This is a genomic window from Kitasatospora sp. NPDC040550 (genome assembly GCF_055594965.1).
This window is the reverse complement of record NZ_JBVIWC010000003.1, coordinates 189,787-204,698: the sequence shown is the minus strand read 5'-3', so window position 1 is coordinate 204,698 and position 14,912 is coordinate 189,787. Positions and strand designations below refer to the sequence as shown.

Genomic DNA, 14,912 nt, shown 5'->3' with positions numbered 1-14,912 from the left:
TTCGAGATGACGGTTGTGCATGAGGCGCCGGTCGGCGGCGAGGTCCCCGAGGTCCCGGCCGACGCCAGGGGGCGGGTCGCCGAGCTCCACGAGCTCCGCGAGCAGGTGCGCCGCGGCCCGAGCGACAAGGCCACCGAGGCCCAGCACGCGAAGGGCAAGCTGACCGCGCGCGAGCGCATCGACCTGCTGCTGGACGAGGGCTCCTTCCGCGAGGTCGAGCCGCTGCGCCGGCACCGCGCCCAGGGCTTCGGCCTGGAGGCCAAGAAGCCGCACACCGACGGCGTGGTCGTCGGCTGGGGCACCGTGCACGGGCGCACCGTGTTCACCTACGCGCACGACTTCCGGATCTTCGGCGGCGCCCTGGGCGAGGCCCACGCGCAGAAGATCCACAAGATCATGGACATGGCCATCGCGGCCGGTGCCCCGCTGGTCTCGCTGAACGACGGCGCCGGCGCCCGCATCCAGGAGGGCGTCACCGCCCTGGCCGGCTACGGCGGCATCTTCCAGCGCAACACCAAGGCCTCCGGCGTCATCCCGCAGATCTCGGTGATGCTCGGCCCGTGCGCCGGCGGCGCCGCGTACTCCCCCGCGCTGACCGACTTCGTCTTCATGGTCCGCGAGACCTCGCAGATGTTCATCACCGGCCCGGACGTGGTCCAGGCCGTGACCGGCGAGAAGATCACCCAGAACGGCCTGGGCGGCGCCGACGTGCACGCCGGCGTCTCGGGCGTCTCGCACTTCGTCTACGACGACGAGCAGTCCTGCATCGAGGAGGTCCGCTACCTCCTGTCGCTGCTGCCGCAGAACAACCGCGAGATGCCGCCGTCGGTGGTCAGCGAGGACCCGGTCGAGCGCCGCAACGACAGCCTGCTGGACCTGGTGCCCGTCGACGGCAACCGCCCGTACGACATGCGCAAGGTGATCGAGGAGATCGTCGACCACGGCGAGTTCCTGGAGGTCCACGAGCGCTGGGCCACCAACGTGCTCTGCGTGCTGGCCCGGGTCGACGGCCACGTCACCGGCATCATCGCCAACCAGCCGCAGTCGCTGGCCGGCGTGCTCGACATCAACGCCAGCGAGAAGGCCGCGCGCTTCGTCCAGATGTGCGACGCCTTCAACATCCCGCTGGTCACCCTGCTGGACGTGCCCGGCTTCCTGCCCGGCGTCGACCAGGAGCACGGCGGCATCATCCGGCACGGCGCCAAGCTGCTGTACGCCTACTGCAACGCCACCGTGCCGCGCATCTCGCTGATCCTGCGCAAGGCCTACGGCGGCGCCTACATCGTCATGGACTCCCGCTCCATCGGTGCGGACCTGTCCTACGCCTGGCCGACCAACGAGATCGCGGTGATGGGTGCCGAGGGCGCGGCCAACGTCATCTTCCGCCGCGAGATCAACGGCGCCGACGACCCGGACGCCATGCGCGCCGAGAAGATCAAGGAATACAAGAGCGAGCTGATGCACCCGTACTACGCGGCCGAGCGCGGCCTCGTGGACGACGTCATCGACCCGGCGGAGACCCGCCAGGTGATCGCCTCCGCCCTGGCGATGCTCCGTACCAAGCACGCCGACCTGCCCAGCCGCAAGCACGGCAACCCGCCGATGTAGCAGCGGCACGGTTCGCAGCAGCAGGCCGTACCGAGCACCACCACACACCACAGCAACCGGGGGAGAAACCAAGGACATGACCGCTTCCGCCGAACCCCTCGTCCGCGTCGTCCGCGGCAGCCTCTCCGACGAGGAGCTCGCCGCCCTGACCGCCGTCCTGATGGCCCGGGCCGCCGTCGCGCAGCAGGCCTCGGCCGCCGCGCAGGTCGAGCCGATCGCCAGCTGGCAGCGCCTGGAGCGCCGCCCGGCCTACTACTCGCCGGTCAGCTGGCAGCAGGCCGCCTGACGTCTCCCGGGCCCCGAGCGTCCGACCTCGACGGCCGGTCACCCCCATCGGGTGACCGGCCGTCGGGCTGTCCGGCCGGTGCTCCACCGGCCGCCGCGGCACCGGCACCCGGGCGCCCCGGTGCCGTTCGTGCCCGTCCGACCGGGCGCGCAGCGGCTCGGTAGGATACCTAGCGGACGGTTCACGCCCGTCGCCCCGTCGGCCCCCATAGGATCGGCCGCTGCCGAGGTACAGAACTTTCCAGGGAGGCTGCGATGGCCAGGCAGGCCCGCGCGCTGGCAACCCGCCAGGCGGTGCTCCTCGCGGCGGCCGAGGTGTTCGACGAGCGGGGCTACGCCGCCGCCACGATGGCCGAGATCCTGGACCGGGCCGGTGTCACCAAGGGCGCGCTGTACTTCCACTTCCACTCCAAGGAGGAGCTGGCACTCGCCGTGATCGAGGGCCAGGGCGCCTGGATCGCCACCTGGGAGCCCTCCTCGGACAGCCCGGTGCAGACCCTGATCGACCTCGGGTACGCGTTCGCCCGCGCGCTCCAGGAGGACCCGCTGGTGCGCGGCAGCATCCGGCTGACGATCGAGCACGGCAGCTTCACCCAGCCGCAGATCGCCGCCTACCAGGGCTGGATGGACCTGGTGGGCGCGCTGCTGGAGCGCGCCCGGGACGCCGGTGACCTCCACCCGGGGGTCGACCTGGTGGCGGCCTCCGGGGTGATCACCGGCGCGGTGACCGGGATCCAGCTGAGCTCCCAGGTGCTGGCCGACCGGCAGGACCTGATCAAGCGGATGGCCGACCTGTGGACGCTGCTGCTCCCGGGGCTCGTCCAGCCGCACGCCCTGGCCCGGCTGAGCGTGGCCGAGCGCGGCTGAGTACCGCTGAACGTCGCCGAGCACCGCTGAGCACCGCCGGGGCCCGGCGCCCCGGTCGGATCCGGTCAGACCCGGTAGCCCGCGCAGTCGTCCGGCCCCACCAGGGCCGGCAGGGCAGCCGCCCAGAGCCGCCGGACGGCCTCCGGCGCCGGACGGCCGGGCTCCTCGGCGGCCAGCAGGACCTGGCCGGCCGCCACCGCGGTGAGCAGTTCGGCGCAGGCCCGCCGGTCCGCCCCGGGGCGCAGCTCCCCGGCCCGTTCGGCACGCTCCAGCAGCCGCTGGACGACGGCGGCGAGGCTGCGCCAGGCGGCGCCCGGTCCGGCGCAGCCGTCGGCCGGCCGCAGGCCCTGGCGGCCGAGCCGGACGCCGGCCCGCACCACCACGTCCTCGCGCAGCAGCCGGGCCAGTTCGTGCGAGAAGTCGATCAGCCCCTGGACGGCCCGGTCCTCGGTGCGCAGGGCGCGCAGCGCGGCCGCGCCGATCTCCCGCCCGGCGGCGGCCCGCACGCCGTCGGCCAGGGCCTGCTTGGAGACGAAGTGGAAGTAGAGGGCGCCCTTGCTCACCCCGGCCCGGCGACTGATGTCGACCAGGCTGGCGGCCTCGAACCCGGCCCCCGCGAAGGTGTCGGCGGCGGCGAGCAGCACGGCCCGCCTGGTCCGCCCCGCGCGTTCCTGCTTGACCACTGATCCCCCCGGACTCCGCCGGACGCGTTCCCCGCCCCACCCGGCCGCTGTCGGCGCGCCCTCGGTCGGAGGCGACGCCTCGCATGCGGAGGGCGTTGGCCGAAACCGCATGGTTGGTATCTAATCTAGCGCCTGTGTCGACCCCGCCGTCCAGCGGGGACCGGCCCCCGCCCAAGGTCTGCCGTCCCCATATCAGGCATTCCCGCAGACCAGAGGCCAGGTAGCGTGGCCAGTCCGGGTCCAGCGACGGGCCACCCCCGGCCGCAGAAGACAAACCGGGTGGTATGTATGTTTTGCTGTGGGGCGTCCGTGGCGGACGCTCGACCGACACCCTGGAGCTGGGGCCAGTCATGCCATTGATCGTAGAGCCGGACACCCACGGCCCGTACGCCCACCCCGGCACCGGCTACGGCACCCACTCCGGCACCGGCCACTCCGGCACCGGCTACGACTTCCACGACCGGACCGTCTCCCGGCACCTGGTGCACCGCGCCTCGGTCTCCGAGGTCTTCCTCACCGGCTGGCAGGCCACCGGCCCGTACGACTTCCTGCTCGGCGCCCAGTGGCCCCGGCTGCACGGCTTCTACCGGCTGCCCGGGGACCGCTACCACGACCCGGTGCTGATGGCCGAGACCGTCCGGCAGGCCGGCCTGCTGATCGGCCACGCGGGCTTCGGGGTGCCGCGCGACCACCACTTCGTCATGGAGGAGCTCGGCTACGCGCTCGGCGAGGCCGGCCTGCCCGGCCTCGCGGTGACCGCCGACCCGGCCTCGCTGATGCTCACCGTCGGCTGCCAGGACGTCCGGATGCGGCACGGCCGACTGGCCTCGCTGCGGGTGCACGCCGAGGTCACCCGGGACGGCCTGCGGATCGGCCAGGGCGCCGGCCAGCTGCGGGTGGTCACCCCCGCCTCGTACCGGCGGCTGCGCGGCCCCGGCCTCGGCGCCGTCACCCCGCCGCGCCCGCCGGAGCCCGCCGCGCCCGAGCTGGTCGGCCGGGCGCAGGCCGCGGACGTGGTGCTCAGCCCGACCCTGCGGCCGGACACCTGGCTGCTGCGCGCCGACGCCGGGCACCCGGTGCTGTTCGACCACGGGCTCGACCACGTGCCCGGGATGCTGGTGCTGGAGGCCGCCCGACAGGCCGCCCAGCGGCTGCACCACCCCGAGCCGGTGGTGCCGGTCGAGCTGGTCACCGCCTTCGACCACTACATCGAGCTGGACCGGCCGTGCTTCGTACGGGCCGTACGCGAGCGGGCAGCGGACGGCCGCCGCGCCCCCGTCCTGGTGCGACTGCTCCAGGACGGGCGGACGGCGGCCGAGTGCCGGCTGCTCACCGAGCCGGTCGACGGTCCGCGGGTGCCGGTCCGGCGGGACGCCTTCGAGGGCCGCCCCACCGCGACCGGCCTGCTGCCGCTGGCGAGTTGAGGTCCGACGGGCCGGGGTCCGGTCGGGCCGGGGCTCAGGCGGCCACCAGCGCGGACGGCCGCCGCCCGGCGTGCATCACGCTGAGGTTGGCCGCCAGCCGGACCGGGTCCTGGGCCAGCCAGAGCCGCAGCGCCGCGCCCAGCGCCGCGCTGGCCGACTCGATCCGGACCTCGGTGATCTGGGCGATCCGGGCCGCGCCGGGCACCAGCAGGTCGGCCAGTGCGGTCGGCAGCCAGACCGTCAGCGCGCACGGCGCCGGCGTCGCGAGGGCGCCCAGCAGCCGGTAGGCGTCCCCCGGTGCGCTGAGCGTGGGGATGATGTCCAGCAGAGCGTCGGCCACCACTTCGGACACGTCGCTCCGGTGTCCCTGGGCGAGCCGTCGGAGCAACATGCGCTCGGCGGCGGTGATTCGGACGGTCAGCATGACCTCGTCGCACTCCATTGCGCGATCTCCTCCTCGTTCCTCCCCGTACCGGCACGGACGGCCGGCACGTCCTACCCCTGTTGCACCTCGGCCCGGCGATCTCGTGCGGAAAGCCGGGCCGGTGGGTGCGTGCCTCCGGTCAGATCCCCGCGTACGAGTGCTTGCCGGTGACGAAGATGTTGACGCCGTAGTAGTTGAAGAGCCAGCAGGCGAAGGCGGCCAGCGCCAGGTACGCGGCCTTGCGGCCCTTCCAGCCGGCCGTCGCGCGGGCGTGCAGGTAGCAGGCGTAGGCGACCCAGGTGATGAACGACCAGGTCTCCTTCGGGTCCCACTCCCAGTACTTGCCCCAGGCGGCCTCGGCCCAGATCGCGCCCGCGATGATGGTGAACGTCCACAGCGGGAAGACCAGGGCGTTGATCCGGTACGACAGCTTGTCGAAGGTGGACGCGGCGGGCAGCCGGCGCCAGATCGAGGGCGAGGTGCCCAGGGGGCCGGTGGTCAGGCCGGCTGCCATCCGCTGGTCGAAGGAGTCCTTGCCCAGGTACAGCAGCGTGGCGATGAACGCCGCGTAGAAGGCGCCGCCACACAGGATCGCGGTGGAGACGTGGATCGCCAGCCAGTACGAGTGCAGCGCCGGGACGAGCTGCTCGGAGTCGGTGTAGAGCACCTGGGTGGCGATGCCGAGGGTCAGCAGCACCGCGACGGCGACCGGCAGGCCGAGCCAGCGCACGTTCTTCCGCGCGGCCAGCAGCCCCAGGTAGGCGGCCGTCATCGCGAAGGCGAAGGCGCAGGAGAACTCGTACATGTTGCCCCACGGCCAGCGGGACACCGACAGCCCGCGGGCGACGATGCCGCCGCCGTGCAGCAGCAGCGCCAGGACGGTCAGCGAGACCGCGATCCGGCCGGCCAGGTCGGCCTTCTCGCTGGTGCCGGCCGCGCCCGGGCCGTCCTCCTCGTCGTCACCGCGACCGCCGGTGATCACCGTCGCGCCCTCGCCCGCCAGGACGGTGCGGGTCAGCGTGGTGGTGCCGCCCTTCGCCCCGGCCACCGTGACGGTGACCTTCTTGGCGGCCTTGGGCTCAGTCGCGGCGACGGTCTCGGCCAGGTTGCCGGACTGCTCCTTGGAGCGGACGGCGACCGCGCCCTTGCTACCGAACGTCCACTCGAACATGTGGGCGAACATGGCGATCGTGTAGACCGCCATCGCCGAATAGATCAGCTTGTTGGAGAGGTCGGCCAGTTGTGGGTCGACTCCCGAGGCGAGGTGCACCGTCTACTCCTTGGAGTTCTGGTCGGCAGGGGCTGTGGGGTCTTCTGCTGCGGGGTCTTCCGGTGCTGCAGGGTGTTCGGGTGCTGCGGGATCTTCCGACGCCACGTCGGCCTCCTGGTCCTCCTCCGACGCCGGGGCGTCGTCCTGGAGGTCCACCGCGAGTTCGGCCAGCTCCTCGGCGATCTTCGCCGACTCGCTGCGGGCCAGGCCGGCCAGCTCCACCTGGGTGCCGCCGCCCGGCAGGGCCACCGCCCGCACCCAGATCCGGCGGCGCTGGATGAACAGCGAGCCGATCAGGCCGAGGATCGCCAGCACCGCACCGGTCAGCGCGATCTCGTTGCCGGGGCGGTGCGAGACGTTGAAGCTCGCCCACTGCTTGTAGCCCTCGAAGGTGACGGTGCCGTAGCCGTCCGGCAGGGTCCAGCCCTGGCCGGGCTTGAGCAGGGCCTTCGCCGGCTGGTCGTCCTGCTTCATCTGGGTGAGCTTGGAGGTGTTCAGCTGGTAGATGTTCTGCGGCAGGCCGGAGTCGGTGCCGAGGTCGCCGGAGAAGGCGTTCAGCACCAGCTCGGGGGCGGCGTCGCCGGGGAACAGCGAGATCGGGCCGGTGCCCGCGAAGCTCAGCGGCGCGGTCGGCAGGAAGAAGCCGGAGAAGCCCAGCTGGGTCTTGTTGCCGTCCGGGCCGACGCCGTAGTCGGAGACCTTGACCACGCCGGTCGAGGTCAGGTTGGCGTCCTGCGGCAGGAAGGGCACGACGTCGTGGTAGACCACGTCGCCCTTGCCGTTCTTCACGGTGATCACCGGGGCGTAGCCGTGGCCGATCAGGTAGACCTTGCTGCCGCCGATCTCCAGCGGGTGGTTGACCTCGATCGTGCCCTTCTTCACCTTCGACTCGTCGCTGCCCTCGTAGTACTCCACGTTCGCGGTGAACTGACGGGCGGCGCCCATCTGGTCACCGGTGTTCTGGAACTTCGAGGTGAAGTCGTCGAGCTTGAGGTAGAAGGGGTCGAGGTCCTGGTTGCCGTAGAACCGGGTGCCGGTGAAGTCGTCGAGCTGGGTGATGGTGTTGGAGTAGCCCTGGCCCTCGACCATCAGCTTGCCGCCGGTGCCGGAGGCCAGGCTGGCCCAGGCGAAGCCGCCGAGCAGCGCGAACAGCGACAGGTGGAACAGCAGGTTGCCGACCTCGCGCAGGTAGCCCTTCTCGGCGGCCACCGAGCCGCCGGACAGGTTCGCCCGGAAACCGCGCTTGCGCAGCAGCCGGTGGGCGGCCGCGTTCACCTGCGCCGGCTCCGCCCCGGTGCGCCAGACCGCGTACACCGGCATCCGGGTCAGGTTGCGCGGGGCGGCCGGGGGCTGGGAGCGCAGCACGCCGACGAACTGCCAGGTGCGCGGGATGATGCAGCCGGCCAGCGAGACGAACAGCAGGATGTAGATCGCGGAGAACCAGACCGAGCTGTAGACGTCGAACAGCTGGAGCTTCTCGTAGATCGGCGCGACCGCGGTGTGCTGCGCCTTCCAGGTCTGCACCTTGAACTGGTTCTGGCCGTTCTGCGGGATCAGCGAGCCCGGGATGGCCGCCAGCGACAGCAGGAACAGCAGGATCAGGGCGACCCGCATCGAGGTCAGCTGGCGCCACATCCAGCGCGCCCAGCCGAGCACCCCTATGCCGGTCGGCCCCTCGGACTCGACCGGAGCGGTGCTGAGCCGTTCGGCGGCGGCGTCGTCGTCCGGCGCCGGAGGCAGCTCGGTATCGGTCGTGGTCTTGCTCACGGTCAGATTCCGATCTGGGAGTCGGCGGTCCAGGACTGCAGTTCGCTCATCCAGGAATCCCAGATCCCGGTGACGAGCAGCAGACCGACCGCGACGAGCATGCCGCCACCGATCCGCATCACGAGCGGGTAGTGCCGCTTGACCCACCCGAAGGCGCCCAGCGCCCGGCGGAAGGCCAGCGCGGCCACGATGAACGGTACGCCGAGGCCCAGGCAGTAGAAGGTCATCAGCAGGGCCCCGCGCGCCGCGTCCGCCTGGTTCAGCGACAGCGTCTGGACGGCCGCCAGGGTCGGGCCGATGCAGGGCGTCCAGCCGACGCCGAACACCATGCCCAGCAGCGGCGCGCCGAGCAGGCCGACGGCCGGGCGGCGGTGCGAGCGCACCTCGCGCATGCTCAGGCCGGGCACCAGGCCCATGAAGGCCAGGCCCATCACCACGGTCAGCGAGCCGAGCACGATCGCGATGACCCGCTTGTGCTCCTGCAGGGTGTTGCCGAACTGGCCGAACAGCGCCCCGCCGGAGACGAAGACCACGGTGAAGCCGAGGATGAACAGGGTCGCCCCGAGCAGCATCCGGCCGCGCCTGGCGCCGCGGGCGTCCGCGAGGTCGGCGGCGGAGAAGCCCGTCACGTACGACAGGTAGCCGGGCACCAGCGGCAGCACACAGGGCGAGAAGAACGAGACCAGCCCGGCCGCGAGCGCGACCGGCGCGGCGGCGAGCAGCGCCCCGCTCTGGACCGTGGTGAAGGTGTCGGCCAGCGGGAGTGCGGCGGCGTTCAGCGGCCCACTCACTGCTGCTGCTCCGCGACCACCGGCTGGACGATCGACTCCAGCGCCTCCTGGGTCGTCCCGCCGACGGCGCGGGCGGCCAGCTTGCCGTCGCGGTCGACGACCAGGGTGGTCGGGATGGACTGCGGGTTGAGGCTGCCCTTGGGGAACTTGAGCAGCTGGGTGCCGGCCGGGTCGAAGATGCTCGGGAAGGAGACGCCCTGCTCCTGCTCGAAGCGGACGGCGTTGGTCTTGTCGGTGTCCCGGGTGTTGATGCCCAGGAACTGGACGCCCTTGTCCTTGTACTCGTCCGCGACGGCCTGGAGGTTCTTCGCCTCGGCCCGGCACGGCCCGCACCAGGAGCCCCAGACGTTCAGCACCACGACCTTGCCCCGGTAGTCGGAGAGCTTGACCTGCTTGCCCTCCAGGGTCTCCCCGGAGATGTCGGGCGCGTCCCCGCGCTTGCCGGTGTCCGCCTTCGACAGGTTGGTCCCCTTGACGGTCACGAACCCGACCTGCCCCTCACTGCTGCTCGACGAGCCCGAGGAGGAACAGCCGGTGAGGACGAGCGCAGCGGCGGCGACTGTGGCGGCGGCTGCGGCGACACGGGGACGGGGGCGCGTCATGGCAGACATGTGAAAAGTTTCGCATGGAGTTCCGGGCGGGTTCGCCGGGGTCCTACCTTGCGCGTCGCACACCCTCTGACCTGCGAAGACTTCGGGTCACCCGACGCTCGCCGGGTGACCCGAAGTCATACTTACGCACCGCTTACGGGCCTCAGGCGCCGAAGCTCCTGCCCACCGGCTTGTCGCCCTTGCGGCCCTTGCCGACCAGGTGCGCGGGCAGCAGGTCGCGGGCCGGCTCGCGGTACCCGACCGAGACGATGCTGTCGCCCTCGAAGGTGAAGCTGGTCAGCGAGGCCAGCGAGCACTGCCGGTTGCGCGGGTCGTGCCAGAGCCGGCGGCGCTCCACGAAGGAACGGAGGATCCAGATCGGCAGCTGGTGGCTGACGCAGACCGCCTCGTGCCCGCGGGCCGCGTCCCGGGCGGCGCCGAGCGCACCCATCATCCGCACCACCTGGTCGAGGTACGGCTCGCCCCAGGAGGGCTTGAACGGGTTGGTCAGGTACTTCCAGTAGCCCGGGTTGCGCAGCGAGCCGTCGCCGACGCCGAAGGTCTTGCCCTCGAAGACGTTCTCCGCCTCGATCAGCCGCGGGTCCGCCGCGACCTCCAGACCGTGCGCCTTGGCGATCGGCTCGGCGGTCTCCTGGGCCCGCTCCAGCGGGGAGGCCACCACGTGGGTGATGTCCCGCCCGGCGAGGTCCTCGGCGACCCGGTCGGCCATCTGACGGCCCAGCTCGGACAGGTGGTAGCCCGGCAGGCGGCCGTACAGCACACCCTCCGGGTTGTGCACCTCACCGTGGCGCATCACGTGGACGACGGTGATCTCTTTGGCGCTCACTTCTCAACTGCTCCTGTGGTCGGGAGGGGGGCTCAGGCCGTGGCGGCGGCAGCGGCGCGGGCCGCGGCCGGCAGCGCGGCGGCGATCCGCTCGATCGCCCGGGCGTCGTGGGTCGACGAGACGAACCAGGACTCGAAGGCGGACGGCGGCAGGTAGACGCCCTCGGCCAGCATCGCGTGGAAGAAGGCGGTGAAGCGGAACGCCTCCTGGGTCTTCGCCTGGTCGTAGTCGGTGACCGGCGCCTCGGTGAAGAACACCGAGAACATGTTCCCGGCGGTCTGCAGCCGGTGCGCCACGCCCTCCTTGGTGAGCGCCTCGGAGACCAGGCCGGAGATCTCGGCGGAGACCTTGTCCACCGTCGCGTACACCTCGTCGGTGCAGCCGCGCAGCTGGGCCAGGCCGGCCGCGGTGGCGACCGGGTTCCCGGACAGGGTGCCCGCCTGGTAGACCGGGCCGGCCGGGGCCAGGTGGGCCATCACGTCGGCCCGGCCACCGAAGGCCGCGGCCGGGAAGCCGCCGCCCATGACCTTGCCGAAGGTCAGCAGGTCCGGCGCCCAGCCCTCGTGCGCCGCCTCCAGGCCGTACCAGCCCGCCTTGGAGACGCGGAAGCCGGTCATCACCTCGTCGGACACGAACAGCGCGCCGTTGTCCCGGCAGAGCCGGGCCAGGCCGGCGTTGAAGCCGGGCAGCGGCGGGACGACGCCCATGTTGCCGGGCGAGGCCTCGGTGATCACGCAGGCGATCTCGCCCGGGTGGGCGGCGAAGGCCTGCTCGACGGCGGCCAGGTCGTTGTAGGGCAGCACGATGGTGTCGCCGGCCTGGGCGCCGGTGACGCCCGGGGTGTCCGGCAGGCCGAAGGTGGCCACGCCGGAACCGGCGGCGGCCAGCAGCGCGTCCACGTGACCGTGGTAGCAGCCGGCGAACTTGACCACCTTCGCCCGGCCGGTGAAGCCGCGGGCGAGCCGGATCGCGGACATGGTGGCCTCGGTGCCGGAGGAGACCAGGCGGACCTGCTCGACCGGGGCGACCCGGGAGACGATCTCCTCGGCCAGCTCGACCTCGCCCTGACCGGGCGTGCCGAAGGAGGTGCCGCGGGAGACCGCCTGCTGGACGGCGTCGATCACGGCCGGGTTCGCGTGGCCGAGGATCATCGGGCCCCACGAGCACACCAGGTCGACGTACTCGCGGCCGTCGGCGTCGGTGAGGTAGGGGCCGGTGCCGGACACCATGAAGCGCGGCGTGCCGCCGACCGCGCGGAAGGCGCGCACCGGGGAGTTGACGCCGCCGGGCGTGACCACGGAGGCGCGATCGAACAGCGACTGGGACTGGGGGGCTTCGTAGGGGTAGCTCACGGGAGACATGGTCTCAAATCGTGTCCTTGAGCTCTGCATGTCCGGCCCGATCATCTGGAACGATGATCCGGGCACCGTTGTCTGTACGGTTGTCCCTGACGGTCGCCCGTGGCGGTGGTGTACGGGCGGGGCCGCTGGTTGTTCCGTCACGCGGACCAGTCAGACTGTGTGCACAGAGTGCGCGAGCGCTCCGGTTGTGTGCAGGGGTGTGGAGAGGACTGCTGTGTGCCGCTGGTGGGTACGGCCCGCGAGTAGGCACGGCGGCGAATGACGGTAAGGAGCACGGTCGGCGGGACGCCGGTCGTGCGGGGGTCTGTCGATTCCGGCGAATTCCGGTGAGGATGGTCCGAGTGTCCGAGGCGCAGGACGGGTTCGACGAGGCAGCGGGTGGCCCCCGCAGGCCCGCCGATACCGCACGCGGGGGTACGGGAGCGGGTACGGGTCGTGGTCGTCGCGGCGGCGAGAGGCGGGGTGAGGGACGCGTGGGGGTGACGTACAAGTACTTCGGCGCACCGGACCGCGCCACCGCCGCCAGAGTCCCCACCGCCCTCGGCCCGGGCGGTCTGGGCCTGGACGCCGGCGAACTCGGCGCGCTGGGGCGGCTCGGCGACCTGATGGAGACCAGCGGCTCCCCCACCGGCCACCTCTCCACCAAGATCAAGCCGGAGACCATGAGCGCCATGGTCCTCACCGGCATCCAGGGCGTCCCGCTGCACCAGGTGCCGCCGCTGGAGCTCGTCGTGCTGCACCCCGACTACGCCGTCGTCCAACTCCCGCACAACGTGGTCGAACCGCTGCGCAAGGCGGACGAGACCGAACTCGGCGCGGCCGCCTTCATCTGGTCCACCGTCCCGGACCGGCGCGGGCCGCGGGACGCCTTCGTGATCTACAGCATGCTGCACGAGTGGCAGGACTTCGCCAACCGGCTGCACGACGCCGGGCACCAGCTGTACTGCCTGGTCTGGCCCTGAGCGCACCGCCGGCCGCCGGTCGCTGAACGCCGCTCGGGTCAATGGCGATTGACGGTTCGTCAACCCGGCCTGACCCGGGATCGGCTCCCGGGGCGGGTCAACCGCGGGAGCGGCGGGCCCGGCGGACGGTGCGTCGGCTCTCGACCGGCTCCGCCAGGTGCCCGTCCACCAGCCGGGCCAGGGCCGCGACGAAGACCTCCTGCTCGGGCCGCGGCAGCGCCTCCAGCACCTCCCGGTGGACCCGGTCGGCGATCGCGGTGCCCTGCTCGACGGCGCGCTCGCCCGCCTCGGTGACCGAGATGATCCGGGCCCGGCGGTCGGTGGCGGACGGGCGGCGCTCGGCCAGGCCCGCCTTCTCCAGCTCGTCGACGGTGACCACCATGGTGGTCTTGTCGAGGTCCGCGAGCTCGGCCAGCTGGATCTGGGTGCGCTCGGTCTCCTGCGCGTGGAACAGCACGCAGTACGCGCGCGGGGTGATCCCGAGCTCGGTGAAGGCGGCCGCCATCCGGGTCGCCAGCACGTGGCTCGCGTGGTCCAGCAGGCCGGAGATGTCGCGGATCTGGCGCACGGGCGGGGTCGTCGTCATACGTCCGAGATTAGCAACGGCCCGTCTGCTGCCGGATGATCCCGTAGCCAACCAACACCGGGGTTACGGGATACCCAACTCGAACAGCGCATAGCCCGCGTACCAGCCCGCCGCGATCGCCGGCATCGCGAACAGCCCGATCAGCGAGGAGGTCCGCACCCTGCGCAGCGCCACCGCCAGGCCGATGAACAGCGGGAAGGCCGGCAGCAGGTAGCGGGAGATGTTGCCGAAGATCTGGTTGCTGCTCAGCGCGGTGAGGACGGTCAGCGCGGTGAAGACCCACAGCACCAGCGGCGGACGGGCCCGCGCCAGCAGCACCAGCAGGCCGGGCAGGGCGATCAGCAGGGCGATCGCGATCAGGTCCGGCACCGGATTGGACTGCCAGAAGTCCCAGTGGCCGGTGATCACGTCCATCACCGTGCGCACCGTGGAGGCGCCGAAGTCGAAGTAGCGGTTCCAGGCGCCGCGCTGGAGCTTGAAGTAGCCGCCCCAGTCGCCCATCCGCCAGCCCACCCAGGCGACGTAGCCGAACAGGCCCCACGGGGTGATCAGCATCGCGGTCAGCGGGCGGGCCACCCCGTCGGTGCGGCGCACCAGGGCGACCAGCGCGGCGATCGACACCGCGGCGATCAGCGCGGCCGCGGTCGGCCGGTTCAGGCCCGCGACCAGCGCCAGCAGCCCGGCCGCGATCCAGCGGCGGGTCATCACGCAGTAGCAGGCCCAGGCGGACAGCGCGACGAACAGCGAGTCCGAGTAGACCGCCCACTCCACGCCCGAGCCCGGGAACAGGCCCCAGACCACCGCGGCGATCACACCCGCCCGGAAGCCGCCGAGCCGCTCCGCGATCGCGAAGATCCCGGCCGCGGCGACCAGCGAGGCGAGCACCGAGACCGCTATCCCGGAGCCGTACGGACCGAGGCCGGTGACCGCGCCGACCAGCCGCATCAGCCACGGGTAGAGCGGGAAGAAGGCGGCGGAGTTCTCGTAGTAGGTGGCCAGCGGGAACCCGTGCAGCTCGATCAGCTGCGGGTCGTAGCCGTTCTCGGCGATCCGCTGGTACCAGACGCCGTCCCAGGTGCCCAGCACGTCCCAGGCGTGGGCGCCGCCGCCCCGGCCGGGCTGCTTCCTCAAGTAGTCGCCGGTGTGCTCCAGCAGCATCAGGAAGACGGTCAGGCCGATCGCCTTGACCACCGCGTACGCGCCCAGCGCGGGCGCGAAGCGGTCCACCAGCGCCATGAACCGGCCGGGCGTACGGTCCGCCCGCTCCTCGACCGGCTCCCCCGGCCCGGCCGCCGGCGCGGCGCTGGACGGTTCGGTGCTGGACGACTCGGTGCTCGATGCCGTGCTCATCTGCTCTGGGTACTCCCCGCCCCGCTCATGGTGCGCGCGGCTCCGGCGCAACGACGTTCCGGAGAGCCTACGGCACGCCCCCACGCCCCGCCCCGCC

Annotated in this window: 15 protein-coding genes; 5 read left to right on the top strand and 10 right to left on the bottom strand. The window is 72.2% G+C overall.

Annotated elements, in window-relative coordinates; all coding sequences use genetic code 11:
- Positions 1-6 precede the first annotated feature (6 nt).
- From ACZ58X_RS06195 to ACZ58X_RS06185, 3 genes are all read left to right on the top strand, one after another.
- The gene (locus tag ACZ58X_RS06195) at positions 7-1,608 is read left to right on the top strand and encodes an acyl-CoA carboxylase subunit beta (protein WP_470332506.1); all 1,602 of its coding nucleotides are present in this window, start codon (positions 7-9) and stop codon (positions 1,606-1,608) included.
- Positions 1,609-1,684: 76 nt separating this feature from the next.
- Positions 1,685-1,894 carry an acyl-CoA carboxylase subunit epsilon gene (locus ACZ58X_RS06190; RefSeq protein WP_470332505.1) on the top strand — a complete coding sequence of 70 codons (210 nt, stop codon included), beginning with the start codon at positions 1,685-1,687 and terminating at the stop codon, positions 1,892-1,894.
- Positions 1,895-2,148: 254 nt separating this feature from the next.
- A complete protein-coding gene (locus tag ACZ58X_RS06185) occupies positions 2,149-2,760 on the top strand; it encodes a ScbR family autoregulator-binding transcription factor (RefSeq protein WP_470332504.1) in 612 nt (203 codons plus the stop codon).
- 65 nt (positions 2,761-2,825) lie between these two features.
- Here the strand turns inward: ACZ58X_RS06185 and ACZ58X_RS06180 are convergent, their stop codons facing one another.
- Positions 2,826-3,443, bottom strand: a complete 618-nt coding sequence (locus tag ACZ58X_RS06180) for a ScbR family autoregulator-binding transcription factor (RefSeq protein WP_470332503.1) — start codon at positions 3,441-3,443, stop codon at positions 2,826-2,828.
- Positions 3,444-3,793: 350 nt separating this feature from the next.
- On the opposite strand from ACZ58X_RS06180, the gene ACZ58X_RS06175 reads away from it, so the two are divergent.
- Positions 3,794-4,867: a ScbA/BarX family gamma-butyrolactone biosynthesis protein gene (locus tag ACZ58X_RS06175; RefSeq protein ID WP_470332502.1), complete on the top strand. Its 1,074-nt coding sequence runs from the start codon at positions 3,794-3,796 to the stop codon at positions 4,865-4,867.
- A 34-nt stretch (positions 4,868-4,901) separates the two neighbouring features.
- On the opposite strand, the gene ACZ58X_RS06170 is transcribed toward ACZ58X_RS06175, so the two are convergent.
- The 7 genes from ACZ58X_RS06170 to hemL all read right to left on the bottom strand — a co-directional run bounded on the left by ACZ58X_RS06170 (position 4,902) and on the right by hemL (position 11,917).
- Complete coding sequence (locus ACZ58X_RS06170; RefSeq protein WP_375881817.1) at positions 4,902-5,309, bottom strand: hypothetical protein; 408 nt, start codon at positions 5,307-5,309, stop codon at positions 4,902-4,904.
- A gap of 121 nt (positions 5,310-5,430) precedes the next feature.
- Positions 5,431-6,561 carry a c-type cytochrome biogenesis protein CcsB gene (gene ccsB, locus ACZ58X_RS06165; RefSeq protein ID WP_470332501.1) on the bottom strand — a complete coding sequence of 377 codons (1,131 nt, stop codon included), beginning with the start codon at positions 6,559-6,561 and terminating at the stop codon, positions 5,431-5,433.
- 3 nt (positions 6,562-6,564) lie between these two features.
- On the bottom strand, positions 6,565-8,328 hold the full coding sequence (gene resB / locus ACZ58X_RS06160) for a cytochrome c biogenesis protein ResB (RefSeq protein ID WP_470332500.1): 1,764 nt from the start codon (positions 8,326-8,328) through the stop codon (positions 6,565-6,567).
- Positions 8,329-8,330: 2 nt separating this feature from the next.
- Positions 8,331-9,119: a cytochrome c biogenesis CcdA family protein gene (locus tag ACZ58X_RS06155; protein WP_470332499.1), complete on the bottom strand. Its 789-nt coding sequence runs from the start codon at positions 9,117-9,119 to the stop codon at positions 8,331-8,333.
- Positions 9,116-9,721, bottom strand: a complete 606-nt coding sequence (locus ACZ58X_RS06150) for a TlpA family protein disulfide reductase (RefSeq protein ID WP_470332498.1) — start codon at positions 9,719-9,721, stop codon at positions 9,116-9,118. The genes ACZ58X_RS06155 and ACZ58X_RS06150 overlap by 4 nt, the downstream gene beginning before the upstream one ends.
- Before the next feature lie 151 nt (positions 9,722-9,872).
- Positions 9,873-10,523, bottom strand: a complete 651-nt coding sequence (locus ACZ58X_RS06145; RefSeq protein WP_470332741.1) for a histidine phosphatase family protein — start codon at positions 10,521-10,523, stop codon at positions 9,873-9,875.
- Positions 10,524-10,588: 65 nt separating this feature from the next.
- Positions 10,589-11,917 carry a glutamate-1-semialdehyde 2,1-aminomutase gene (hemL, locus tag ACZ58X_RS06140; protein ID WP_470332497.1) on the bottom strand — a complete coding sequence of 443 codons (1,329 nt, stop codon included), beginning with the start codon at positions 11,915-11,917 and terminating at the stop codon, positions 10,589-10,591.
- A 479-nt stretch (positions 11,918-12,396) separates the two neighbouring features.
- Here hemL and ACZ58X_RS06135 point away from each other — a divergent pair, with 479 nt between their 5' ends.
- Positions 12,397-12,879, top strand: coding sequence for a hypothetical protein (locus ACZ58X_RS06135; RefSeq protein ID WP_350507657.1), 483 nt, complete (start codon positions 12,397-12,399; stop codon positions 12,877-12,879).
- Between the two features lie 97 nt (positions 12,880-12,976).
- On the opposite strand, the gene ACZ58X_RS06130 is transcribed toward ACZ58X_RS06135, so the two are convergent.
- Positions 12,977-13,465, bottom strand: a complete 489-nt coding sequence (locus ACZ58X_RS06130) for a MarR family winged helix-turn-helix transcriptional regulator (RefSeq protein WP_470332496.1) — start codon at positions 13,463-13,465, stop codon at positions 12,977-12,979.
- Between the two features lie 63 nt (positions 13,466-13,528).
- On the bottom strand, positions 13,529-14,815 hold the full coding sequence (locus tag ACZ58X_RS06125; protein WP_470332495.1) for a hypothetical protein: 1,287 nt from the start codon (positions 14,813-14,815) through the stop codon (positions 13,529-13,531).
- Positions 14,816-14,912: the final 97 nt, after the last annotated feature.

Coding starts and splice junctions, on each gene's coding strand:
- ACZ58X_RS06150 (WP_470332498.1), bottom strand. CDS start 9,721: ATGACGCGCCCCCGTCCCCGTGTCGCCGCAGCCGCCGCCACAGTCGCC.
- ACZ58X_RS06125 (WP_470332495.1), bottom strand. CDS start 14,815: ATGAGCACGGCATCGAGCACCGAGTCGTCCAGCACCGAACCGTCCAGC.
- ACZ58X_RS06130 (WP_470332496.1), bottom strand. CDS start 13,465: ATGACGACGACCCCGCCCGTGCGCCAGATCCGCGACATCTCCGGCCTG.
- ACZ58X_RS06175 (WP_470332502.1), top strand. CDS start 3,794: ATGCCATTGATCGTAGAGCCGGACACCCACGGCCCGTACGCCCACCCC.
- hemL (WP_470332497.1), bottom strand. CDS start 11,917: ATGTCTCCCGTGAGCTACCCCTACGAAGCCCCCCAGTCCCAGTCGCTG.
- ACZ58X_RS06195 (WP_470332506.1), top strand. CDS start 7: ATGACGGTTGTGCATGAGGCGCCGGTCGGCGGCGAGGTCCCCGAGGTC.
- ACZ58X_RS06185 (WP_470332504.1), top strand. CDS start 2,149: ATGGCCAGGCAGGCCCGCGCGCTGGCAACCCGCCAGGCGGTGCTCCTC.
- ACZ58X_RS06190 (WP_470332505.1), top strand. CDS start 1,685: ATGACCGCTTCCGCCGAACCCCTCGTCCGCGTCGTCCGCGGCAGCCTC.
- ACZ58X_RS06170 (WP_375881817.1), bottom strand. CDS start 5,309: ATGGAGTGCGACGAGGTCATGCTGACCGTCCGAATCACCGCCGCCGAG.
- ACZ58X_RS06145 (WP_470332741.1), bottom strand. CDS start 10,523: ATGCGCCACGGTGAGGTGCACAACCCGGAGGGTGTGCTGTACGGCCGC.